This is a genomic window from Actinoplanes sp. NPDC048988, assembly GCF_043197815.1.
Taxonomy (GTDB): domain Bacteria; phylum Actinomycetota; class Actinomycetes; order Mycobacteriales; family Micromonosporaceae; genus Actinoplanes.
Genome location: NZ_JBICTW010000016.1, coordinates 166235 through 182767, shown reverse-complemented (window position 1 = coordinate 182767; position 16533 = coordinate 166235). Strand labels below are relative to the sequence as shown.

General features: G+C 71.8%; 17 protein-coding genes. 8 read left to right on the top strand and 9 right to left on the bottom strand.

Annotation, left to right across the window (positions count from 1 at the left end; genetic code table 11):
- The first annotated feature begins 125 nt into the window (after positions 1-125).
- The 3 genes from ACGFJ7_RS36645 to ACGFJ7_RS36635 are packed head-to-tail and all read left to right on the top strand — an operon-like array spanning position 126 to position 3425.
- Positions 126-1541 (top strand): peptidoglycan-binding protein, encoded by a 1416-nt coding sequence (locus ACGFJ7_RS36645; protein ID WP_392646505.1) that lies wholly within the window; start codon positions 126-128, stop codon positions 1539-1541.
- Entirely contained in the window at positions 1538-2206 is a 669-nt protein-coding gene (locus ACGFJ7_RS36640) for an ABC transporter ATP-binding protein (RefSeq protein ID WP_392646503.1), read from the top strand. Before ACGFJ7_RS36645 ends, ACGFJ7_RS36640 begins: the two co-directional genes overlap by 4 nt.
- Positions 2199-3425, top strand: coding sequence for an ABC transporter permease (locus ACGFJ7_RS36635; RefSeq protein ID WP_360261266.1), 1227 nt, complete (start codon positions 2199-2201; stop codon positions 3423-3425). Before ACGFJ7_RS36640 ends, ACGFJ7_RS36635 begins: the two co-directional genes overlap by 8 nt.
- 465 nt (positions 3426-3890) lie before the next feature.
- On the opposite strand, the gene ACGFJ7_RS36630 is transcribed toward ACGFJ7_RS36635, so the two are convergent.
- The 7 genes from ACGFJ7_RS36630 to ACGFJ7_RS36600 are packed head-to-tail and all read right to left on the bottom strand — an operon-like array spanning position 3891 to position 9008.
- Positions 3891-4535, bottom strand: coding sequence for a response regulator transcription factor (locus ACGFJ7_RS36630; protein ID WP_360261268.1), 645 nt, complete (start codon positions 4533-4535; stop codon positions 3891-3893).
- A 1-nt stretch (position 4536) separates the two neighbouring features.
- Positions 4537-5742 (bottom strand): sensor histidine kinase, encoded by a 1206-nt coding sequence (locus tag ACGFJ7_RS36625; RefSeq protein ID WP_392646501.1) that lies wholly within the window; start codon positions 5740-5742, stop codon positions 4537-4539.
- Positions 5743-5786: 44 nt separating this feature from the next.
- Positions 5787-7067 carry an FtsX-like permease family protein gene (locus ACGFJ7_RS36620; RefSeq protein ID WP_392646500.1) on the bottom strand — a complete coding sequence of 427 codons (1281 nt, stop codon included), beginning with the start codon at positions 7065-7067 and terminating at the stop codon, positions 5787-5789.
- Positions 7064-7774: an ABC transporter ATP-binding protein gene (locus ACGFJ7_RS36615; RefSeq protein WP_360261274.1), complete on the bottom strand. Its 711-nt coding sequence runs from the start codon at positions 7772-7774 to the stop codon at positions 7064-7066. The genes ACGFJ7_RS36620 and ACGFJ7_RS36615 overlap by 4 nt, the downstream gene beginning before the upstream one ends.
- A 47-nt stretch (positions 7775-7821) precedes the next feature.
- Positions 7822-8229 (bottom strand): DUF6069 family protein, encoded by a 408-nt coding sequence (locus ACGFJ7_RS36610; protein WP_360254010.1) that lies wholly within the window; start codon positions 8227-8229, stop codon positions 7822-7824.
- Positions 8222-8674 (bottom strand): SRPBCC domain-containing protein, encoded by a 453-nt coding sequence (locus ACGFJ7_RS36605; protein ID WP_360254008.1) that lies wholly within the window; start codon positions 8672-8674, stop codon positions 8222-8224. The genes ACGFJ7_RS36610 and ACGFJ7_RS36605 overlap by 8 nt, the downstream gene beginning before the upstream one ends.
- Positions 8664-9008, bottom strand: a complete 345-nt coding sequence (locus ACGFJ7_RS36600) for a metalloregulator ArsR/SmtB family transcription factor (protein WP_360254006.1) — start codon at positions 9006-9008, stop codon at positions 8664-8666. Before ACGFJ7_RS36600 ends, ACGFJ7_RS36605 begins: the two co-directional genes overlap by 11 nt.
- Positions 9009-9268: 260 nt before the next feature.
- Here ACGFJ7_RS36600 and ACGFJ7_RS36595 point away from each other — a divergent pair, with 260 nt between their 5' ends.
- Together ACGFJ7_RS36595 and ACGFJ7_RS36590 are read left to right on the top strand one after the other, a co-directional pair.
- Entirely contained in the window at positions 9269-10579 is a 1311-nt protein-coding gene (locus ACGFJ7_RS36595) for a TIGR04013 family B12-binding domain/radical SAM domain-containing protein (RefSeq protein ID WP_392646497.1), read from the top strand.
- Positions 10580-10585: 6 nt separating this feature from the next.
- Positions 10586-10819, top strand: a complete 234-nt coding sequence (locus tag ACGFJ7_RS36590; RefSeq protein ID WP_360254002.1) for a hypothetical protein — start codon at positions 10586-10588, stop codon at positions 10817-10819.
- Here ACGFJ7_RS36590 and ACGFJ7_RS36585 read toward each other — a convergent pair.
- Positions 10816-11022 carry a hypothetical protein gene (locus ACGFJ7_RS36585; RefSeq protein ID WP_360254000.1) on the bottom strand — a complete coding sequence of 69 codons (207 nt, stop codon included), beginning with the start codon at positions 11020-11022 and terminating at the stop codon, positions 10816-10818. The two genes, ACGFJ7_RS36590 and ACGFJ7_RS36585, sit on opposite strands and share 4 nt — an antisense overlap.
- A 76-nt stretch (positions 11023-11098) precedes the next feature.
- On the opposite strand from ACGFJ7_RS36585, the gene fdh reads away from it, so the two are divergent.
- Genes fdh through nrfD form a run of 3 tightly spaced genes read left to right on the top strand, consistent with a single transcriptional unit; the run spans position 11099 to position 16156 of the window.
- Positions 11099-14317: a formate dehydrogenase gene (fdh, locus tag ACGFJ7_RS36580; RefSeq protein WP_360253998.1), complete on the top strand. Its 3219-nt coding sequence runs from the start codon at positions 11099-11101 to the stop codon at positions 14315-14317.
- Positions 14307-15212 carry a 4Fe-4S dicluster domain-containing protein gene (locus ACGFJ7_RS36575; RefSeq protein ID WP_360253996.1) on the top strand — a complete coding sequence of 302 codons (906 nt, stop codon included), beginning with the start codon at positions 14307-14309 and terminating at the stop codon, positions 15210-15212. The genes fdh and ACGFJ7_RS36575 overlap by 11 nt, the downstream gene beginning before the upstream one ends.
- On the top strand, positions 15212-16156 hold the full coding sequence (gene nrfD / locus ACGFJ7_RS36570) for an NrfD/PsrC family molybdoenzyme membrane anchor subunit (protein WP_392646494.1): 945 nt from the start codon (positions 15212-15214) through the stop codon (positions 16154-16156). The genes ACGFJ7_RS36575 and nrfD overlap by 1 nt, the downstream gene beginning before the upstream one ends.
- On the opposite strand, the gene ACGFJ7_RS36565 is transcribed toward nrfD, so the two are convergent.
- Positions 16137-16532, bottom strand: coding sequence for a MerR family transcriptional regulator (locus tag ACGFJ7_RS36565; protein ID WP_360253992.1), 396 nt, complete (start codon positions 16530-16532; stop codon positions 16137-16139). The two genes, nrfD and ACGFJ7_RS36565, sit on opposite strands and share 20 nt — an antisense overlap.
- Position 16533 lies beyond the last annotated feature (1 nt).

Below are 16533 nucleotides of genomic sequence, written 5' to 3'. Positions count from 1 at the left end.
GGCAGCCCGGTTCACCTTTCGATCATCCCGTCGATGATCGAAATGCGAACGGGATTGCGAAGGCGCGGCAAGCGGGACGATGATAGAAACAGGCCAATGTGAGATCCGAATCCACGGGGGAAACGATGACCACGCAGGTCGGCCCGTCCATGTCTGTCCGCGGCCCTGGTTTTCGGCGGCACCGCTTCCTGATCGCGGTGGTCGTCACCACGGCCCTGTTCGCCACCGCCGGCCTGATCGCCTCGACACGGGTGAAGTCACCGGCCCAGCTCGCCGCCGAGCACGGCCCGCCGGCGCCGAGCGCGCTGACCGCCGCCGTGACCGAGCAGGTGCTTCGCAAGAGTGTGGTGCTGCGCGGCACGGTCGCCGCCGAGTCCTCCCTGACCGTCACCCCGACCGCGGCGCAGGGCGCCAGCGCTCTGGTGGTCACGCGTACCCCGGCCCGGCAGGGCGCCGCCGTGGCCGCCGGCAAGGTCCTCGTCGAGGTGTCGGGCCGGCCGCTCATCGCGCTGCCCGGCGCGGTGCCCGCCTACCGCGACCTGCGCCCCGGTGACCGCGGCGGGGACGTCGCCCAGCTGCAGAAGGCGTTGCGGAGCCTCGGATACGCCGACCGGGACCCGCGGGGCGAGTTCGGGCCGGGCACCAAACGGGCTGTCACCAGGCTCTACCAGAAGCTGGGCTACAACGTGCCGACCACAGGCGGCGCGGAGACCACGCCGCGGACCGCGGAGCGCGCCGTCACCCAGGCGCGGCGGGCGGTGTCGAGCGCGGAGGAGGCGGCCGCTCAGGCCGAGAGCGGCCTGACGGCGGCCCGGGCCGCCACCCCGGCCGACCCGGGCGCGGTCGCCCGGGCGAAGCAGGAAAGCGACCGGGCGAAGGAAACCCTGACCTACGCGAGGGAGGATTTCGCGGCCGCGAAACAGGACCAGGCCCGGCTGGTCGCCACCACCGGCGCCATGATGCCGCTCAACGAGTTCGTCTTCGTGCCGCGCTTCCCGGCGCGGCTGGAGCGGCTGCGCGGGGGCGTCGGCGCCCCGGTGACCGCGCCGCTCGTCACGCTCAACACCGGGAAGCTCGCCGTCCGGGGCATCCTCCCGCCGACCGAGAAGTCCTTGGTGAAGCCCGGCATGGCGGTGCGACTCGACGCCGAGCAGCTCAACCAGCGCGGCACCGGTTCGGTGACCGCGATCGGCGCCTACGAGGCGGGTGGCACGGCCGGTCCCGGGCAGGACCCGGCCGCCGCCCGCCCGGCGGGCCATCCGCTGACGGTCACCCCGAAGCCGGCGCTGCCCGAGGGCTGGCTCGGTCAGGACGTCCGCATCTCCGTCGACGCCGCGTCGACCGGCGGCCCGGTGCTCGTCGTGCCGGTGGCCGCGGTATCGGCCGGTCAGGACGGCGGCACGGCGGTCACCGTCCTGGACGCCTCCGGCGGGCGCACCCGCGTACCCGTCGCCGCCGGGCTCGACGCCAACGGCCTCGTCGAGGTGCGCCCGGCCGCCGGCGCCCGGCTCCGCGCCGGTGACGAGGTGGTGATCGGGTGAACGTCCTGGAACTGACCCGCGTGAGCCGCGCCTACCCGGGCCCGCCGCCGGTGCACGCGCTGCTGCCGGTCGACCTCGCCGTGGCGGCCGGTGAGTTCCTGGCCGTGATCGGCCCGTCCGGCTCCGGAAAGTCGACGCTGCTCAACCTGCTCGGTCTCCTCGACCGGCCGAACGAGGGCACCCTCCGCCTCGACGGCGTCGACACGCAATCGCTGCGTGAAAGGGAACGCACCGCGCTGCGCGGCCGCCGGATCGGCTTCGTCTTCCAGTCCTTCCACCTCATCCCGCACCGAACGGCGACGGAGAACGTGGCCCTGGCCCAGCTCTACAGTGGAGTCGCGGCCCGGGAGCGCACCCGGACCGCCCGGCAGACGCTGAGCCGGGTCGGGTTGTCCCATCGACTCGACGCCTTCCCGGCCACCATGTCCGGCGGCGAGTGCCAGCGGGTCGCCATCGCCCGGGCGCTGGTCAACCGGCCCAGTCTGCTGCTGTGCGACGAGCCGACCGGCAACCTCGACTCGGTCACCTCGGCCACGGTGCTCGACCTGCTCGACCAGGTACACGCCGACGGGGTCACCATCGTCATGATCACCCACGACGCCGCGGTCGCCGCCCGCGCCGAGCGGGTCGTGGGCATCCGCGACGGGCGGCTCACCGATGCCTAGCCCGATCAAGCCGTCCCGCCTGCGCGCCCGCGACCTGGCCGGCGAGGCGCTGGCCGGCGTCGGCCAGCGGCCCGGCCGCACCCTGCTCACCATGATCGGCACGATCCTCGGCGTCGGCGCCTTCACGCTGACCCTCGGCCTGACCTCCACCGCCTCCGGCCAGATCTCCCGCGACTTCACCGAGCTGGCCGCCACCCAGGTCGTCGTGCAGGACGTCGGAACCCCGCACGACCGTGAGGTGCGGCGTACGGTCGACGACTTCCCGGCCGACGCCGACGCCCGGATCGAACGCCTCAACGGCGTGGTGCACGCCGGGGTGACCTGGCCCGTCTTCAGCAAGAAGCAGCCCCAGGTGTCGGCGTCGCCGATCGCGCCGTCCCATCCCATCGCCACCGACGCGGTGTCACCGGGCTACCTGCGGGCGCTGCACCCGGCCCTGAGAAGCGGCGTGCTCTTCGACCGCTTCCACGACCAGCGCAAGCTTCGGGTCGCGGTGCTGGGCTCCGCGGCCGCGGCCCAGCTCGGCATAGCCAACGTCGCGTCCGCGCCGGCCGTCTTCGTCGACGGCGTCGGATACACCGTCGTGGGAATCCTCGACGCCGTCCAGCGCAACCCGGACGCCCTGCTCAAGGTGCTGCTCCCGGCCGGCACGGCCCGCGCCGAGTACGGACCGCCGAGCGTCGACACCCCACCGGGCATGCTGATCGAGACCCGCCTCGGCGCCGCCCCGCTGATCGCCGCCCAGGCGCCGCGCGCCCTGCGCCCCGACCGGCCCGAGTTGCTGGCCGCCACACCCCCGCCGGACCCGCGCCAGATCCAGGACCAGGTCGCCGGCAACCTCGACACCCTGTTCCTGCTGCTCGCCGGCCTGACCTTGATCATCGGCGCGGCCGGCATCACGAACACCACACTGGTCGCCGTCATGGAGAGAACCAACGAGATCGGCATCAGGCGCTCGCTGGGCGCCCGCCCCCGCCACATCGCGTGGCAGTTCCTGACCGAGTCGGCCCTGCTCGGCACCCTGGGCGGCCTGGTCGGCTGCACGATCGGCGTGTGCGTCACGGTGGTCGTCGCCCTGGCCAACCAGTGGACGGCGGTCCTCGACCCGGCCACCACCCTGGCCGCCCCACTGATCGGCACGGTGACCGGCCTCCTCGCCGGCGCCTACCCAGCGCTGCGCGCCGCCCGCATCGAACCGCTCGAGGCCCTGCGCCGCTAGCTGGCACCGCCCCCGCCCCGACGAAGCGCGGACACCGCAGCACCGCCGTCATGCGAACGTCCCCGAGTGAGCCAGCCGATCGGCGGGCCGATCGCAATCGCGGCCGGTGCGCCGACTCGTAGGATCAGGATCCGTGGAACATCGGCCGATGGCGATGACTGATCTCGCCGAAAACCTGCGTCGCCAGCAGGACGAGAAAGTCAGATGGAAGTACGTCTGAGAGCTTCCCGAGGAGTATCGGTGGGAGCCGGCCGAAAAGTGCCCGCCACTCTTCCGCGAAGAGCCGTCGCCCACCGGCGACGATCATGGGGACGCTCTGCTGGCCGCCCTCGCGCCGGCCGCTTTCCGCAAGCACGGCGTCTAGCTCTCGGCCCACGACCGGGACGCCGGATGAGTAGCGACGGCCGGCCGGGACGGGCAGAACCCGAGTGCGCACCGTGGACCTGACGCGGCTTGGCGGATCGGTCAGGAGCGTAGGTAGCGCAGGACGGCCAGGACTCGGCGGTGGTCGGTGCGGGCCTGGGGGAGGTCGAGCTTGGTGAAGATGGCCGTCACGTGCTTCTCCACGCTGCGCTCCACCAGATGCAGGTGTTCGGCTATGGCCACGTTGGAGCGCCCCTCGGCCAGCAGGGCCAGGATCTCGCGTTCGCGGTCGCTGAGGCGGGCCAGGCCGGCGTCGACGGCGGGGGTGGCCAGGAGCTGGCGCACCACCTCGGGGTCGAGGGCGGTGCCGCCGCCGGCCACGCGGCGCAGGGCGCCGATGAACTCGCTGGTGCTGACGATGCGGTCCTTCAGCAGGTAGCCGACGTGGCCGGTGTTGTCCGAGAGCAGGCGGCGCGCATAACCGGTCTCGACCCACTGCGAGAAGACCAGGACCCCGATTGCGGGGTACGCGGATCTGATCGTCAACGCCGCCCGCAAGCCCTCGTCCGTGTGCGTGGGCGGCATGCGCACGTCGACGACCGCGGCGTCCGGCGGGTCGGCGGCGACGGCCCGCAACAGCGCCTCCGCGTCCGGGACGGCGGCCGTCACCTCGATGTCGTTCTCGCCGAGCAACAGGGCGATGCCGTCGCGGAGCAGCGGGTTGTCCTCGGCGATCATCACGCGCATGTCAGCCCTCCTCGGGGACGGTCATGGTCACAGTGGTCGGGCCGCCGGTGGGGGAGTCCACGGTCAGCTCGCCGTCGAGGGCCGCCGCCCGCCGCGCCAGGCCGGCGAGTCCGGTGCCCGTCCCGGTGGTGGCCGCGCCGCCGTGGCCGTTGTCGGTCACCGTCAGGCGCAGGCGGCGGTCGCCGGCGCGCAGCTCGATGTGGGCCCTCGTCGCGCCGGCGTGGCGGGCGATGTTGGTCATCAGCTCGGCCGCGGCGAAGTAGAGCGCCGACGCCGTCGCGTCCGGTGGGCGGCCGGGTAGGGAGACGCTCACCTGGGTGGGGACGGCGCTGCGGGCGGCCAGGGTGGTCAGGGCGACCTCCAGGCCGTCGTCGAGGGCGGGCGGGTGCATTCCCCGTACGATGTCGCGAAGCTCCGCCAAAGCCTCGGTGACCGTGTCGCGGGCGTCGGAGGCCAGCGCGCGCACCGGGTCTTCCGAGCTGCGGGCCTCGATGCGGGACAGGGTCAGGCCCAGCGCGACCAGCCGGGCCTGGGTGCCGTCGTGCAGGTCGCGTTCCACCCGCCGCAGGAGCGCGGCGGCGTCCGACCGCAGGGCCGCGCGGCCGGCTTCCAGGGCGGCGATGCGTTGCTGGGCCCGGCTGGGGTGCAGCAGACCCCGGACGAGAAACCGGTCTGTCAGCACCATCAAGCGAAGCCACCACGGCGTGGCGAGCAGCAGCGCCAGGCCCTGCCCCGCCACCTGCCAGGTGCCGGCCCAGGAGTCGCTGTCGAACAGCCAGCCGTCGGGGACGGCCGGCCACCACAGGGGATAGGTGATGCCGATCGGGCCGAGCACCACGCAGACCAGGGCCGGGTAGGCGCCGGCGACCGTGATCGGCCAGTGGGCCAGGCAGTAGGCCAGGGCACGCCAGGCCGTCGGGTCGCTGGGCAACGCGCGGATCCGGCCCCACAGGGTTCGCCCGGCCAACGGCGGCGGGTCGCCCCACTCCCAGCCGAGCATCCGGTGGGCCGGGCCCCGGAAGTAGCGGGGGAGGAGCCGGGCCAGCGCCAGCACCCCGACCAGCAGGGGCAGGCCGACGGTCAGCACCGACGCGGCCGCGGCGACGACGCCGACCAGGGCCAGCGCGAACGGCGGCAGGCCGAGGACGACGCCGGACACCAGGTAGGCCAGCTCCCGCCAGGCGCGGCCGGTGGCCCACGCCGTCACCGCGGTCCCGGCGGTGGCGCCGGCCCGGCTCCAGCGGGCCGTGGTCAGGAGACCACCTCGATCGGCGGGCGGCGCATGGCCAGGGCGGCGGGCAGGGCGGTGCCGGCCAAGACCAGGGCGGCCGTGGCCAGGACGCCGGTCAGCAACCAGGTGGCGGGCACGTGCGGGGTCCAGGTGCCGAGAGCGGTGTGCAGCATCGGCAACGTCGTCGTGGCGGCCACGGCCGCGCCGACCACCAGGGCGGTTCCGGTCACGAGCAGAGCCTCGCAGATCACGACGGCGAGCGCGCGCCCCCTCGTCGCGCCGGCCAGCTGGATGACGGCCAGATCGCGGCGGCGGGCCAGCACGACGGTCACCAGCGTGTTGACGGCGGCCACGGCGGCGAAGGCCACGTAGACGGCGGTTCCGGTGTATTCCAGCCAGGTCTCGGCGGCCGGTGCCGGCGTACCCGTCGCGTGCTCGGTGGTCTTCAAGATGATCACTTTGACCGCTGTGAACGCGATGGCCAGGGTCAGGGGCACCAGTGCGCCGGAGAGCGCTTTCGCCCGTACGTCAATCGTGTCTCCCGCCATCCGCCCGGTGTCGCCGAACGCCCGGGCCACCAGCGCGGTGAGCTTGAGCAGGGCCGGGCCGAGCAGTCCGGCGCCGACGCAGAGCGCGAGCATGACGAACAGACCCAGGTCGCCGGTGGTCTCCGCGTCCAGATCGGCGATCGCGACGGACAGCACGACCCCGCCGGCGACCAGGACAAGACCGGCGGCCGTACGGGTGAGGCCGATCCGCCGTCGCGGCGCGCCCGACTCGGCCAGCGCCGCCGCCGGCCGCATCCGGGACGGGCGGATCGCGGCGATCAGCGCGCCGGCCAGCGAGGTGCCGACGGTGACGGCCAGCGCGATCGGGAGCGCGCCGGGATGAGAGTGGAAGGTCAGGTCGGCCGGGGCGAGCCCGTGCCCGACAACGCCGTCGATCCACAGCCGACCGCCGAAGGCGCCGAGCGGAACGCCGAGCAGAGTCGCGGGCACGGCGACGATGGCGGCCTGCAAGGCCACGGCCCGGCGCACCCGGCCCGGGGTGGCGCCGATCGCCCGCACCAGAGCGATGTCCCGGGCCTGCTGGGCGATGGTCGCGTTCATCGTCACGCCGACGATGATGATCGACAGATAGATGGCGATCATGACGAAGAGGACCGCCACGTCGGCCAGATCCCCTTCACCCACCGATTCGCCGATGCCGAGCCCCGCCGCGACCAGCGCGGCCGCCAGCAGCTGAGTGGAGAACGGGCCGAGGAACGACCACGGATTGCGCCGCAGCGCCTGCCGGATCACGCGGCCACCGCCCGCAGCCGGTCGGCGATGGCGGCCGCGTCCGGGGTGGCCGTGTCGGTGGTGACGGCACCCTCCCGCAGCAGCACGAGGCGGTCACTCCAGGCGGCGGCGCCCGGATCGTGGGTCACCATCACCACCGTCACCCCGTCCCGGTCGACCGCCCCGCGCAGCAGACCGAGGATCTGGCCGCCGGTGGCCGGATCGAGCGCCCCCGTGGGCTCGTCCGCGAAGATCACCGACGGCCCGGTGATCAGCGCCCGGGCGATCGCCACCCGCTGCCGCTGCCCGCCGGAGAGCTCACCGACCGGCCGCTTCCCGGTCCCGGCCAGCCCGACCGCCGCCAGCACCTCGTCCACCCCGCGCCGCCGGGGCCCGCCCAGCCGCCCGGGAAGCCGCAGGTTCTGCGCCACGGTCAACTCGGACAGCAGGTTGTACGACTGGAACACGAACCCGACCCGATCCCGCCGCCATCGGGCGAGCGGCCCCTCCCGCATCCGGCTGACCTCCCGCCCGGCCAGCCGAACCGACCCGGAGCTGGGCCGGTCGAGCCCGGCCGCGCAGTGCAGCAGCGTGCTCTTGCCCGACCCGGTCGCCCCCATCACGGCGACGAACTCCCCGGCCCGTACGGCCAATGACACGTTCCGCAGAGCGACGATCCCCCGCGGAAACCGGCGGTCGACGTTCTCGAGTTGTACGACGTTCTCCATGCCGTCGAGCCTGGCCGGAACGGGCCCGCCGGTCATCGGTGCTGGCGCTAGTCGGCGGGTTCGGTTAACCGAACCCGCCGAGGGAGCGGCGCGAGGGCGCGGATCGCGGCCACGGCGAACGGGACGAGCGTGAGGTGGCAGAGGGCGAGCGTCACGGTGCTGACCGTGTCGAAGTCGGCGGGCAGGGTCAGCAGCGGGATGGTGGCCAGGGCCAGCAGCGGGGCCAGAACCAGCGCGGTGCGGGCGGCCCACGGGCCGAGCAGGGCCACCGCAGTCAAGCCGATCAGCAACGGAACGGCGCTGAACCCGGCGACGGTGAGGGCGTCCACCTCGGCCGGCTCCCCCGACGTGGTGAAGCGGAAGGTTCCCCCGGCGGCGCGCCCCACGGCGTACACCAGGAGGTTGACGGCGACCGCGACGGCGACGGCGAGAATGAGAAGGACGGTCTTAGGCATCGCTCTTCGCCGTCAGGAAGGCCTCGATGCGATCGAGCGCGCCGGTCCAGACCTCGCCGGTGAAGAAGTCGCGGATCTCGGGGGCGGGGAAGCCGCTCTGGACGACGGTCATCAGGGTGCCGCCGTCGTGGGGTTCGAAGGTGATCTCGATGCGGGTGGTCATGGTGGTGCCGTCCGGGCCGGAGCCGGTCGAGTCGGTGACCAGCCGGTGCGGCCGGTCGATCTCGACGAAGGTCTGGGTCTCGCGGAACAGCGCGTCCGGGCTGGGGCCCCACACCGCGGTCTGCCGGCCGCCGACCCGCAGGTCCACCTCGATCTCGACGATGCCGGGCTCCTCATCGAGAATGCTGAACCAGATCTTCTGTTTCTCGGCGTCGGTGTACGCGTCGAAGACCTCCTCGGGCGTCGCCGGCAGCTGCCGCGTCACTCGCATGTCAAGCGTCATGGTCGCCGTTCCCTTTCCGGAGCGTGAAGTAGACGTCCAGCCCGTCCAGGCGGCGAGCCCAGAGACGCTGGTAGAAGCTGATCCAGTTCATGGCGTCGTCCAGCGGCGCCGGCGCGAGCCGGCACTCCCGCGCCCGCCCGACCTTCTCGGTGACGATGAGCCCGGCTTCCTCGAGCACCCGCAGGTGCTTCTTCATCCCGGTCAGGCTCATCCCGGCCGGCTCGGCCAGCTGCCCCACGGTCGCCGGCCCTTCACCGAGCCGGATCAGAACTTCACGCCGTACCGGGTCGGCCAGGCTTGAGAAGACGCGATCGAGGGCCGCTTGCTGAACCATATGGTTCACCATAGAACACTGAACCGCCGGGTTCAATGTCGAAATCCATCCCGGTTTTCCCGCCGGTCGAGGGCCACCGCCGCCTCCTGTCGCAAGGCGGCTTCCGAGCACTGCCCGGGCCATCGGGGCCCCGGTACGGTCGTGGCCGTGACGGACGGGGGACTGGCCGTCGAGAGTGGCGCCGGGGCGCGCTGGACTCCGGCACCAACGGCAAGGGCGGCACCACCCGGCTCGCCGCGGGCTCTGGCAAAATCGCGGCCATGGAGCCGGAGCTGGTGTTGGTGCTGCGTTACCGCAAGGCGGTGACGTATGGCTTCCATGTGCTGCTGGGCGCGCTGGGTGAGCACGAGACCGCCACCCGGTACGAGGTGCGGTTCGGGGCTGACGTGGAGGAGACCGCGCGGCACATCCGGGAGGCGGGCGACGTCCGTACCCTCGTGCTCTGGTCCTTCTACTCGCCCGATGCGGCGGCGCTGGCCGAGGAGCTGAAGCAGATCCGCGGGCTCGCCGACGGGCCGAACGTCACGCATCTGGCCGGGGGAGTGCACGCCACCGCTGAGCCGGTGCAGACGCTGGACGCCGGGTGGGACATGGCGGCCGTGGGCGAGGGGGAGTCCACCCTGCTGAGCCTGGTCGACGCCAAAGGGGATCCGGCCGGGATCACCGGGCTGGCCTACCGGGACGCGGCCGGCGAGGTGAAGCGGAGCGGCAAGGCCAGGCAGCGGGATCTCAACGACTTTCCGGGGTTCGCGCTCAAATGGGGGCGGTTCAACGCGCTCGAGATCACCCGGGGTTGTGTCTACGCGTGCCGGTTCTGCCAGACGCCGTTCATGTTCTCGGCGCGGTTTCGGCATCGCAGCGTGGAGAACGTGCGGTGGCATGTGGATCGGATGCGGGAGCGTGGGCTTCGCGACGTTCGGTTCATCACGCCCACGGCGATGAGTTACGGCAGTCGGAGTGAGGAGCCGAACCTGGCCGCCGTCGAGGAGCTGCTGGCCACCTGCCGGGAGGGGATCGGGCCGAACGGACGGGTTTTCTTCGGCTCGTTTCCGAGTGAGATCCGGCCCGAGCATGTCAGCCGGGAGGCGTTGCGGCTGGTCAAGAAGTACTGCGACAACAAGAACATCATCGTGGGTGCGCAGTCCGGGTCGGACCGGGTGCTGGGTGCGGCCAAGCGGGGGCACGGCGTCGAGGAGGTACGGCGGGCCGCGCGCCTCGGCATCGAGGAGGGGTTCCAGATCAACGTGGACATGATCTTCGGGATGCCGGGTGAGGATCAGGGTGACGTGGACGCGTCGCTGGGTCTGGCCCGGGAGCTCGCGGATCTGGGAGCCCGGATCCACGCCCACACCTTCATGCCGCTGCCGGGTACGCCGTGGCGGGACGCCCCGCCGGGTGACGTCGCCCCCGAGACGATCAGCGAGGTCGACCGGTTGTCGCAGCGGGGGGCGCTCTACGGGCACTGGCAGCGGCAGCGCGACCACGCGCAGCGCCTGGCCGCGGCGGCCGAGGCGTACCCCCGGCCCGGTCGTAGCCGTACCCTGCTCCCGACGCTGCCCACCGACGGATAGGCCACCATGGAGCGCATCCTCTACGGGCTGATGGCGGTCGCCGGCGTCGCCGTGATCGTCGGTCGCCTGCGGTTCGTGAGATCCGGCTCGCGCGCGAGCCGGGAGGTCTTCGGGCGTGCGACCGGCCCGCGGGAGGCGGCCTTCCAGTCCGTCTTCACCCAGGTGCTGGCGTTCGTGGTCGGCGGGGCGTTCATCGCGATGGGGGTGCTCGCGGCGTTCGGCGTCATCTGGAACGACTAGGGGCGGTCGGCCGGGCGGTCCCAGCCGTCGCAGGCGTCTTCCTCGTCCAGTTGCTCGCGGAGGACGTCGAGCAGGTCGGGGCCCTCGTGGCCGGTGTCGATGGAGCGGCCGGTCAGGCCCAGCTGGGTGGCGCAGTCGCGGCCGAAGCCCTTGACCATGCGGTCGGCGCGCGTGAGGTGGCCGCAGCGGGGGCAGCGGCGCATCACTGGTGCTTCGGGTGGGACCATCGCCCTTCAGTATCACGTGCGGATCTTCGGTGTGGGGGTTAAGGTCTGAGTCGTGGGCGTGCGGACCTGGATCGAGGGCTGGCCGGTCTACCGGCAGTTGACCGGGACCGACCCGCTCGGGCGTGGTGCCGCGGCCCAGTCCGACCGGTCCAAGGAGCTCACGGCGCGTACCGAGACCGCCGATCGGGTGGCCAAGTCGGTGTGCCCCTACTGCGCGGTCGGCTGCGGGCAGCGGGTCTTCGTGAAGGACGAGAAGGTCGTCCAGATCGAGGGCGACCCGGACAGCCCCATCTCGCGGGGGCGGCTCTGCCCCAAGGGCTCGGCCAGCAAGAGCCTGGTCACCACGGACCGCCGGCAGCAGAAAGTGCTCTACCGGCGGCCGTACGGGACCGAGTGGGAGTCGCTGGACCTCGACACGGCCATGGACATGATCGCCGACCGGGTGCTCGCCGCGCGTGAGCAGACCTGGGAGGACAACGACGCCGAGGGGCGTCCCCTGAACCGTACGCTGGGCATCTCGAGCCTGGGCGGCGCGACGCTGGACAACGAAGAGAACTATCTGATCAAGAAGCTCTTCACGGCGATCGGGGCCATCCAGATCGAGAACCAGGCCCGTATTTGACACTCCGCCACCGTTCCCGGTCTGGGAACCTCTTTCGGCCGTGGCGGGGCCACCGGATTCCTCCAGGATCTGGCGAACGCCGACTGCATCATCATCCAGGGTTCGAACATGGCGGAAGCGCACCCGGTGGGCTTCCAGTGGGTGATCGAGGCCAAGAAGCGCGGCGCGAAGATCATTCACGTCGATCCGCGGTTCACCCGGACCAGCGCGCTGGCGCACAGCTTCGTGCCGGTGCGGGCCGGGGCCGACATCGCGTTCCTGGGTGGAGTGATCAACTACATCCTCGAGAACGAGAAGGACTTCCGGGAGTACGTGCTGGCGTACACCAACGCGTCCATGATCGTCAGCGAGGAGTTCCAGGACACCGAGGAGCTGGACGGGCTGTTCTCCGGCTTCGACCCCGAGACCCGGGCGTACGACCAGTCGAGCTGGCAGTACGCGGGTCAGCAGGACGAGGGCCAGGAGGAGGGCGAGTCGCACGTCGACCGGGAGACCGCCTCCGGCCTCGAGCAGGAGTCGCACGGCCCGCCCATCCCGGCCGACGTTCCCCGCGATCCGACGCTGCGGGATCCGCGCTGCGTCTACCAGATCCTCAAGCGGCACTACGCGCGCTACACGCCCGAGGTCGTGGAGCGCCTGTGCGGCGTACCCCAAGACAAGTTCCTGGAGGTCTGTGAGGCCTGGACGGCTAATTCGGGGCGGGAGCGCACGACGGCGCTCGTCTACTCGGTGGGCTGGACTCAGCACAGCGTGGGTGTGCAGTACATCCGGACCGGCGCCATCATCCAGCTGCTGCTGGGCAACATGGGCCGGCCCGGCGGTGGCGTCATGGCGCTGCGCGGACACGCCAGCATCCAGGGCTCGACCGACATCCCGACGCTGTTCAACCTGCTGCCCGGCTACCTGCCGATGCCGCATGTCACCCAGCACGAGACGTTCGACCAGTGGATCGACGCGATCCGGCATCCGGAGCAGAAGGGCTTCTGGGCCAACGCGAAGTCGTACGCGGTGAGCCTGCTCAAGTCGTACTGGGGTGACGCGGCGACCGAGGAGAACGACTACGGGTACGACTGGCTGCCGCGCCTGACCGGCGACCACGGCACGTACCAGCAGGTCCTCGACATGATCGACGGCAAGATCAAGGGGTACTTCCTGCTCGGGCAGAACCCCGCGGTCGGGTCGGCCCACGGTCGCGCGCAACGGCTCGGCATGGCCAACCTCGACTGGCTGGTGGTGCGCGACCTGTTCATGATCGAGAGCGCCACGTTCTGGAAGAACGGTCCCGAGGTGGAGACCGGCGAGATCGTGCCGGAGCAGTGCAAGACCGAGGTCTTCTTCATGCCGGCTGCCTCCCACGTGGAGAAGGAGGGCACGTTCACCCAGACCCAGCGGCTGCTGCAGTGGCGCGAGAAAGCGGTGAACCCGCCGGGCGACGCGCGCAGTGAGCTGTGGTTCTTCTACCACCTCGGCCGCCGTTTGCGGGCCCGCCTGCACGATTCCGGCAAGTCACGAGACGAGGGCATCAAAAACCTGACTTGGGAGTACGGCGACGACGAGCCGGACGCCTCTCTCGTGCTCAAAGAGATCAACGGGTACGACCTGACGAGCGGCAAGCTGCTCAGCTCGTTCACGGAGATGAAGCCGGACGGCTCCACCTCCGGCGGCTGCTGGATCTACACCGGCGTCTACAAGGACGACGTCAACCAGGCCGCTCGGCGTAAACCGGGCGGCGAGCAGAACTACGTCGCCCCCGAGTGGGGCTGGGCCTGGCCGGCCAACCGGCGCACGCTGTACAACCGGGCCTCGGCCGACCCGGACGGCAAGCCGTGGTCGGAGCGGAAGAAGTACGTCTGGTGGGACGAGGCCGCCGGGGAGTGGACCGGCGAGGACGTCCCCGACTTCGAGAAGACCAAACCGCCGTCGTACCGGCCGCCCGAGGGCGCCTCCGGCGTCGAGGCGATCTCCGGCGACGACGCCTTCATCATGCAGGGCGACGGCAAAGGCTGGCTGTACGCGCCGAGCGGGCTCATCGACGGCCCGATGCCCACGCACTACGAGCCGGCCGAGTCCGGGGTGGCCAATCCGCTCTACGGCCAGCAGGCCAACCCGACCCGCAAGGTGTACGACCGGACCGACAACCTGACGAACCCCAGCGCGCCCGATCGGCACGCCGAGGTGTTCCCGTACGTCTTCAGCACGAGCCGCCTCACCGAGCACCACACCGCCGGCGGGATGAGCCGCCAACTGCCGTACCTCTCCGAATTGCAGCCGGAGATGTTCGTCGAGGTCTCGCCGGCCCTGGCCGAGGAACGCGGCCTGACCCACATGGGATGGGCGCACATCGTGACGGCGCGGGCGGCCATCGAGGCCCGGGTCATGGTCACCGATAGGCTGAGGCCGTTGCGGATCGAGGGCCGTACCGTCCATCAGCTCTGGATGCCCTATCACTGGGGCAGCGAGGGCGTGGTCACCGGCGACTCGGCGAACGACCTGATCGGCATCACCCTCGACCCGAACGTGCTGATCCAGGAGAGCAAGGTCGGCACGTGTGACATCCGGGCCGGGCGACGGCCCGCCGGTCCGGGCCTGCTCGCGTACGTGCAGGACTATCGCCGCCGTGCCGGGCTGGAGGACGACAGTGGGAAGTAACAGCCTGTACGGGCCGATCGACCCGGCGACCGACGCCGGTTACGTCGACGCGCCCCCGCGCATGGGTTTCTTCACCGACACCTCCGTCTGCATCGGATGCAAGGCGTGCGAGGTCGCGTGCAAGGAGTGGAACGCGGTCCCGGACGACGGTTTCAATCTCCTGGGTCATTCGTACGACAACACGGGCGGCCTGTCGGCGAATTCGTGGCGCCACGTCGCGTTCATCGAGCAGCCGGTCACCGGTGACGTTCTCGGCGACACGGCCGGACCACAGTTCCTGGGAATGCCGACGACGGAGCTGCCGGGCAAGGCGTCGCCGGGGCCGACGTCGGATTTCCGCTGGCTGATGATGTCGAACGTGTGCAAGCACTGCACGCACGCGGGATGCCTGGATGTCTGTCCGACCGGCGCTCTGTTCCGTACGGAGTTCGGCACCGTCGTCGTGCAACAGGACATCTGCAACGGTTGCGGTTACTGCGTTTCCGGTTGTCCGTACGGCGTGATCGATCGTCGTGAGGACGACGGGCGGGCCTGGAAATGCACGCTGTGCTACGACCGTATCGGCGACGGTCTGACGCCGGCCTGTGCGAAGGCGTGCCCGACCGAATCCATCCAGTATGGCGAATTGTCGGAGTTGCGCACCCGGGCCGAGCAGCGGGTCGCCGACCTCCATTCTCAGGGTGTTCCGGCGGCGCGGCTTTACGGACACGACGAGAACAACGGCGTCGGCGGGGACGGGGCGTTCTTCCTGCTGCTCGACGAGCCCGAGGTGTACGGGCTGCCGCCCGACCCGATCGTGGCCACCCGTGACCTGCCGAAGATGTGGAAGCGGGCCGGGCTGGCCGCGCTGGCCATGGCCGCCTCGGCCGTCGTGGCCTTCGCCGGGAGGCGCTGATGAAAGACCGTTCCATGGTGCCCGAGGCGGAGTTCGAGTCGTACTACGGGCGCCCGATCGTCCGGCCGCCGGTGTGGACCCACGACATCGCCTCGTACCTGTTCACCGGCGGCCTGGCCGCCGGGTCGGCGCTGCTGGCGGCGGGCGGGCAGGCCACCGGGAACACGAACCTGCGCCGCGCGGGGCGCCTCACGACGCTCGGCGCGCTCGGCGCCAGCACGTACTTCCTGATCATCGACCTGGGCCGGCCGGAACGCTTCCACCACATGCTGCGGGTGGCCAAGCCGACCTCGCCGATGTCGGTCGGCACGTGGGTGCTGGCCACGTTCGGCGGGGTGGCGGCGGTCGCCGGGGCGGCCGAGTTCGCGCCGCTGCTCCCGTCCCGCCTGCTTCGCCGGCTGCTGCCGCCGGTGGGCGACCTCGCCGGGTACGGGGCCGCGGCGCTCGCTCCGGCGCTGGCCACCTACACCGCGGTGCTCTTCGCGGACACGGCCGTGCCGAGCTGGAACGCGGTCCACCCGGAACTGCCGTTCATGTTCGCCGGCAGCGCGCTGGCCAGCGGGGCCGGCGTGGGCCTGATCGCGGCGCCCGGCACGCCGGCCCGGCGAATGGCGGTGCTGGGCGCGGGCATCGAACTGGTCGCCGGCCACCAGGTCGAACACGGCCACGGGCTGCTCAGCGAGCCCTACCAGCGGGGCCGCCCCGGCAAGCTGCTCAAGGCGGCCCGCCTGCTCACGGCGGCCGGAGCGGTCGGCGCGGTGCTCGGCCGCCGCTCACGCGCCGTGTCGGCCCTCTCGGGCCTGTCCCTATTGGCCGGCTCGGCCCTGACCCGCTTCGGCGTGTTCGAGGCCGGCGTGGCGTCGGCCAAGGACCCGAAGTACACGGTGGTGCCGCAGCGGGAGCGCCTCGCCCAGCGTGATCAGCTTAACGAACGGCGGACGTGACCTCACGCTGCTGCCGATCGAGCTCCCCGTAGATCTCGATCTTGGCGTCGAGGACGGCCAGGTCGGCCTGGAGCTCGGCGATGCGGGCCAGCACCCGCTCCTTGTGCTCCACGAACAGCCGCAGCCGGTCGCCGACCGTGTCGTCGCCGGCCCGGACCATGTCGGCGTAGCGCCGCATGTCGCGCACCGGCATGCCGGTCGTCCGCAGCCGGATCAGCAGCTCGAGCCACCCCAGGTCGGCGTCGCTGTAGCGGCGGCGCCCGGCGGTGTCCCGCTCGACCGGGTCGACCAGGCCCTCCTGCTCGTACCACCGCAGCGTGTGCACGGTGAGCCCGACCCGCTCCGCGACCTCGCCGACGGTCAGCCCGCTCGCCATG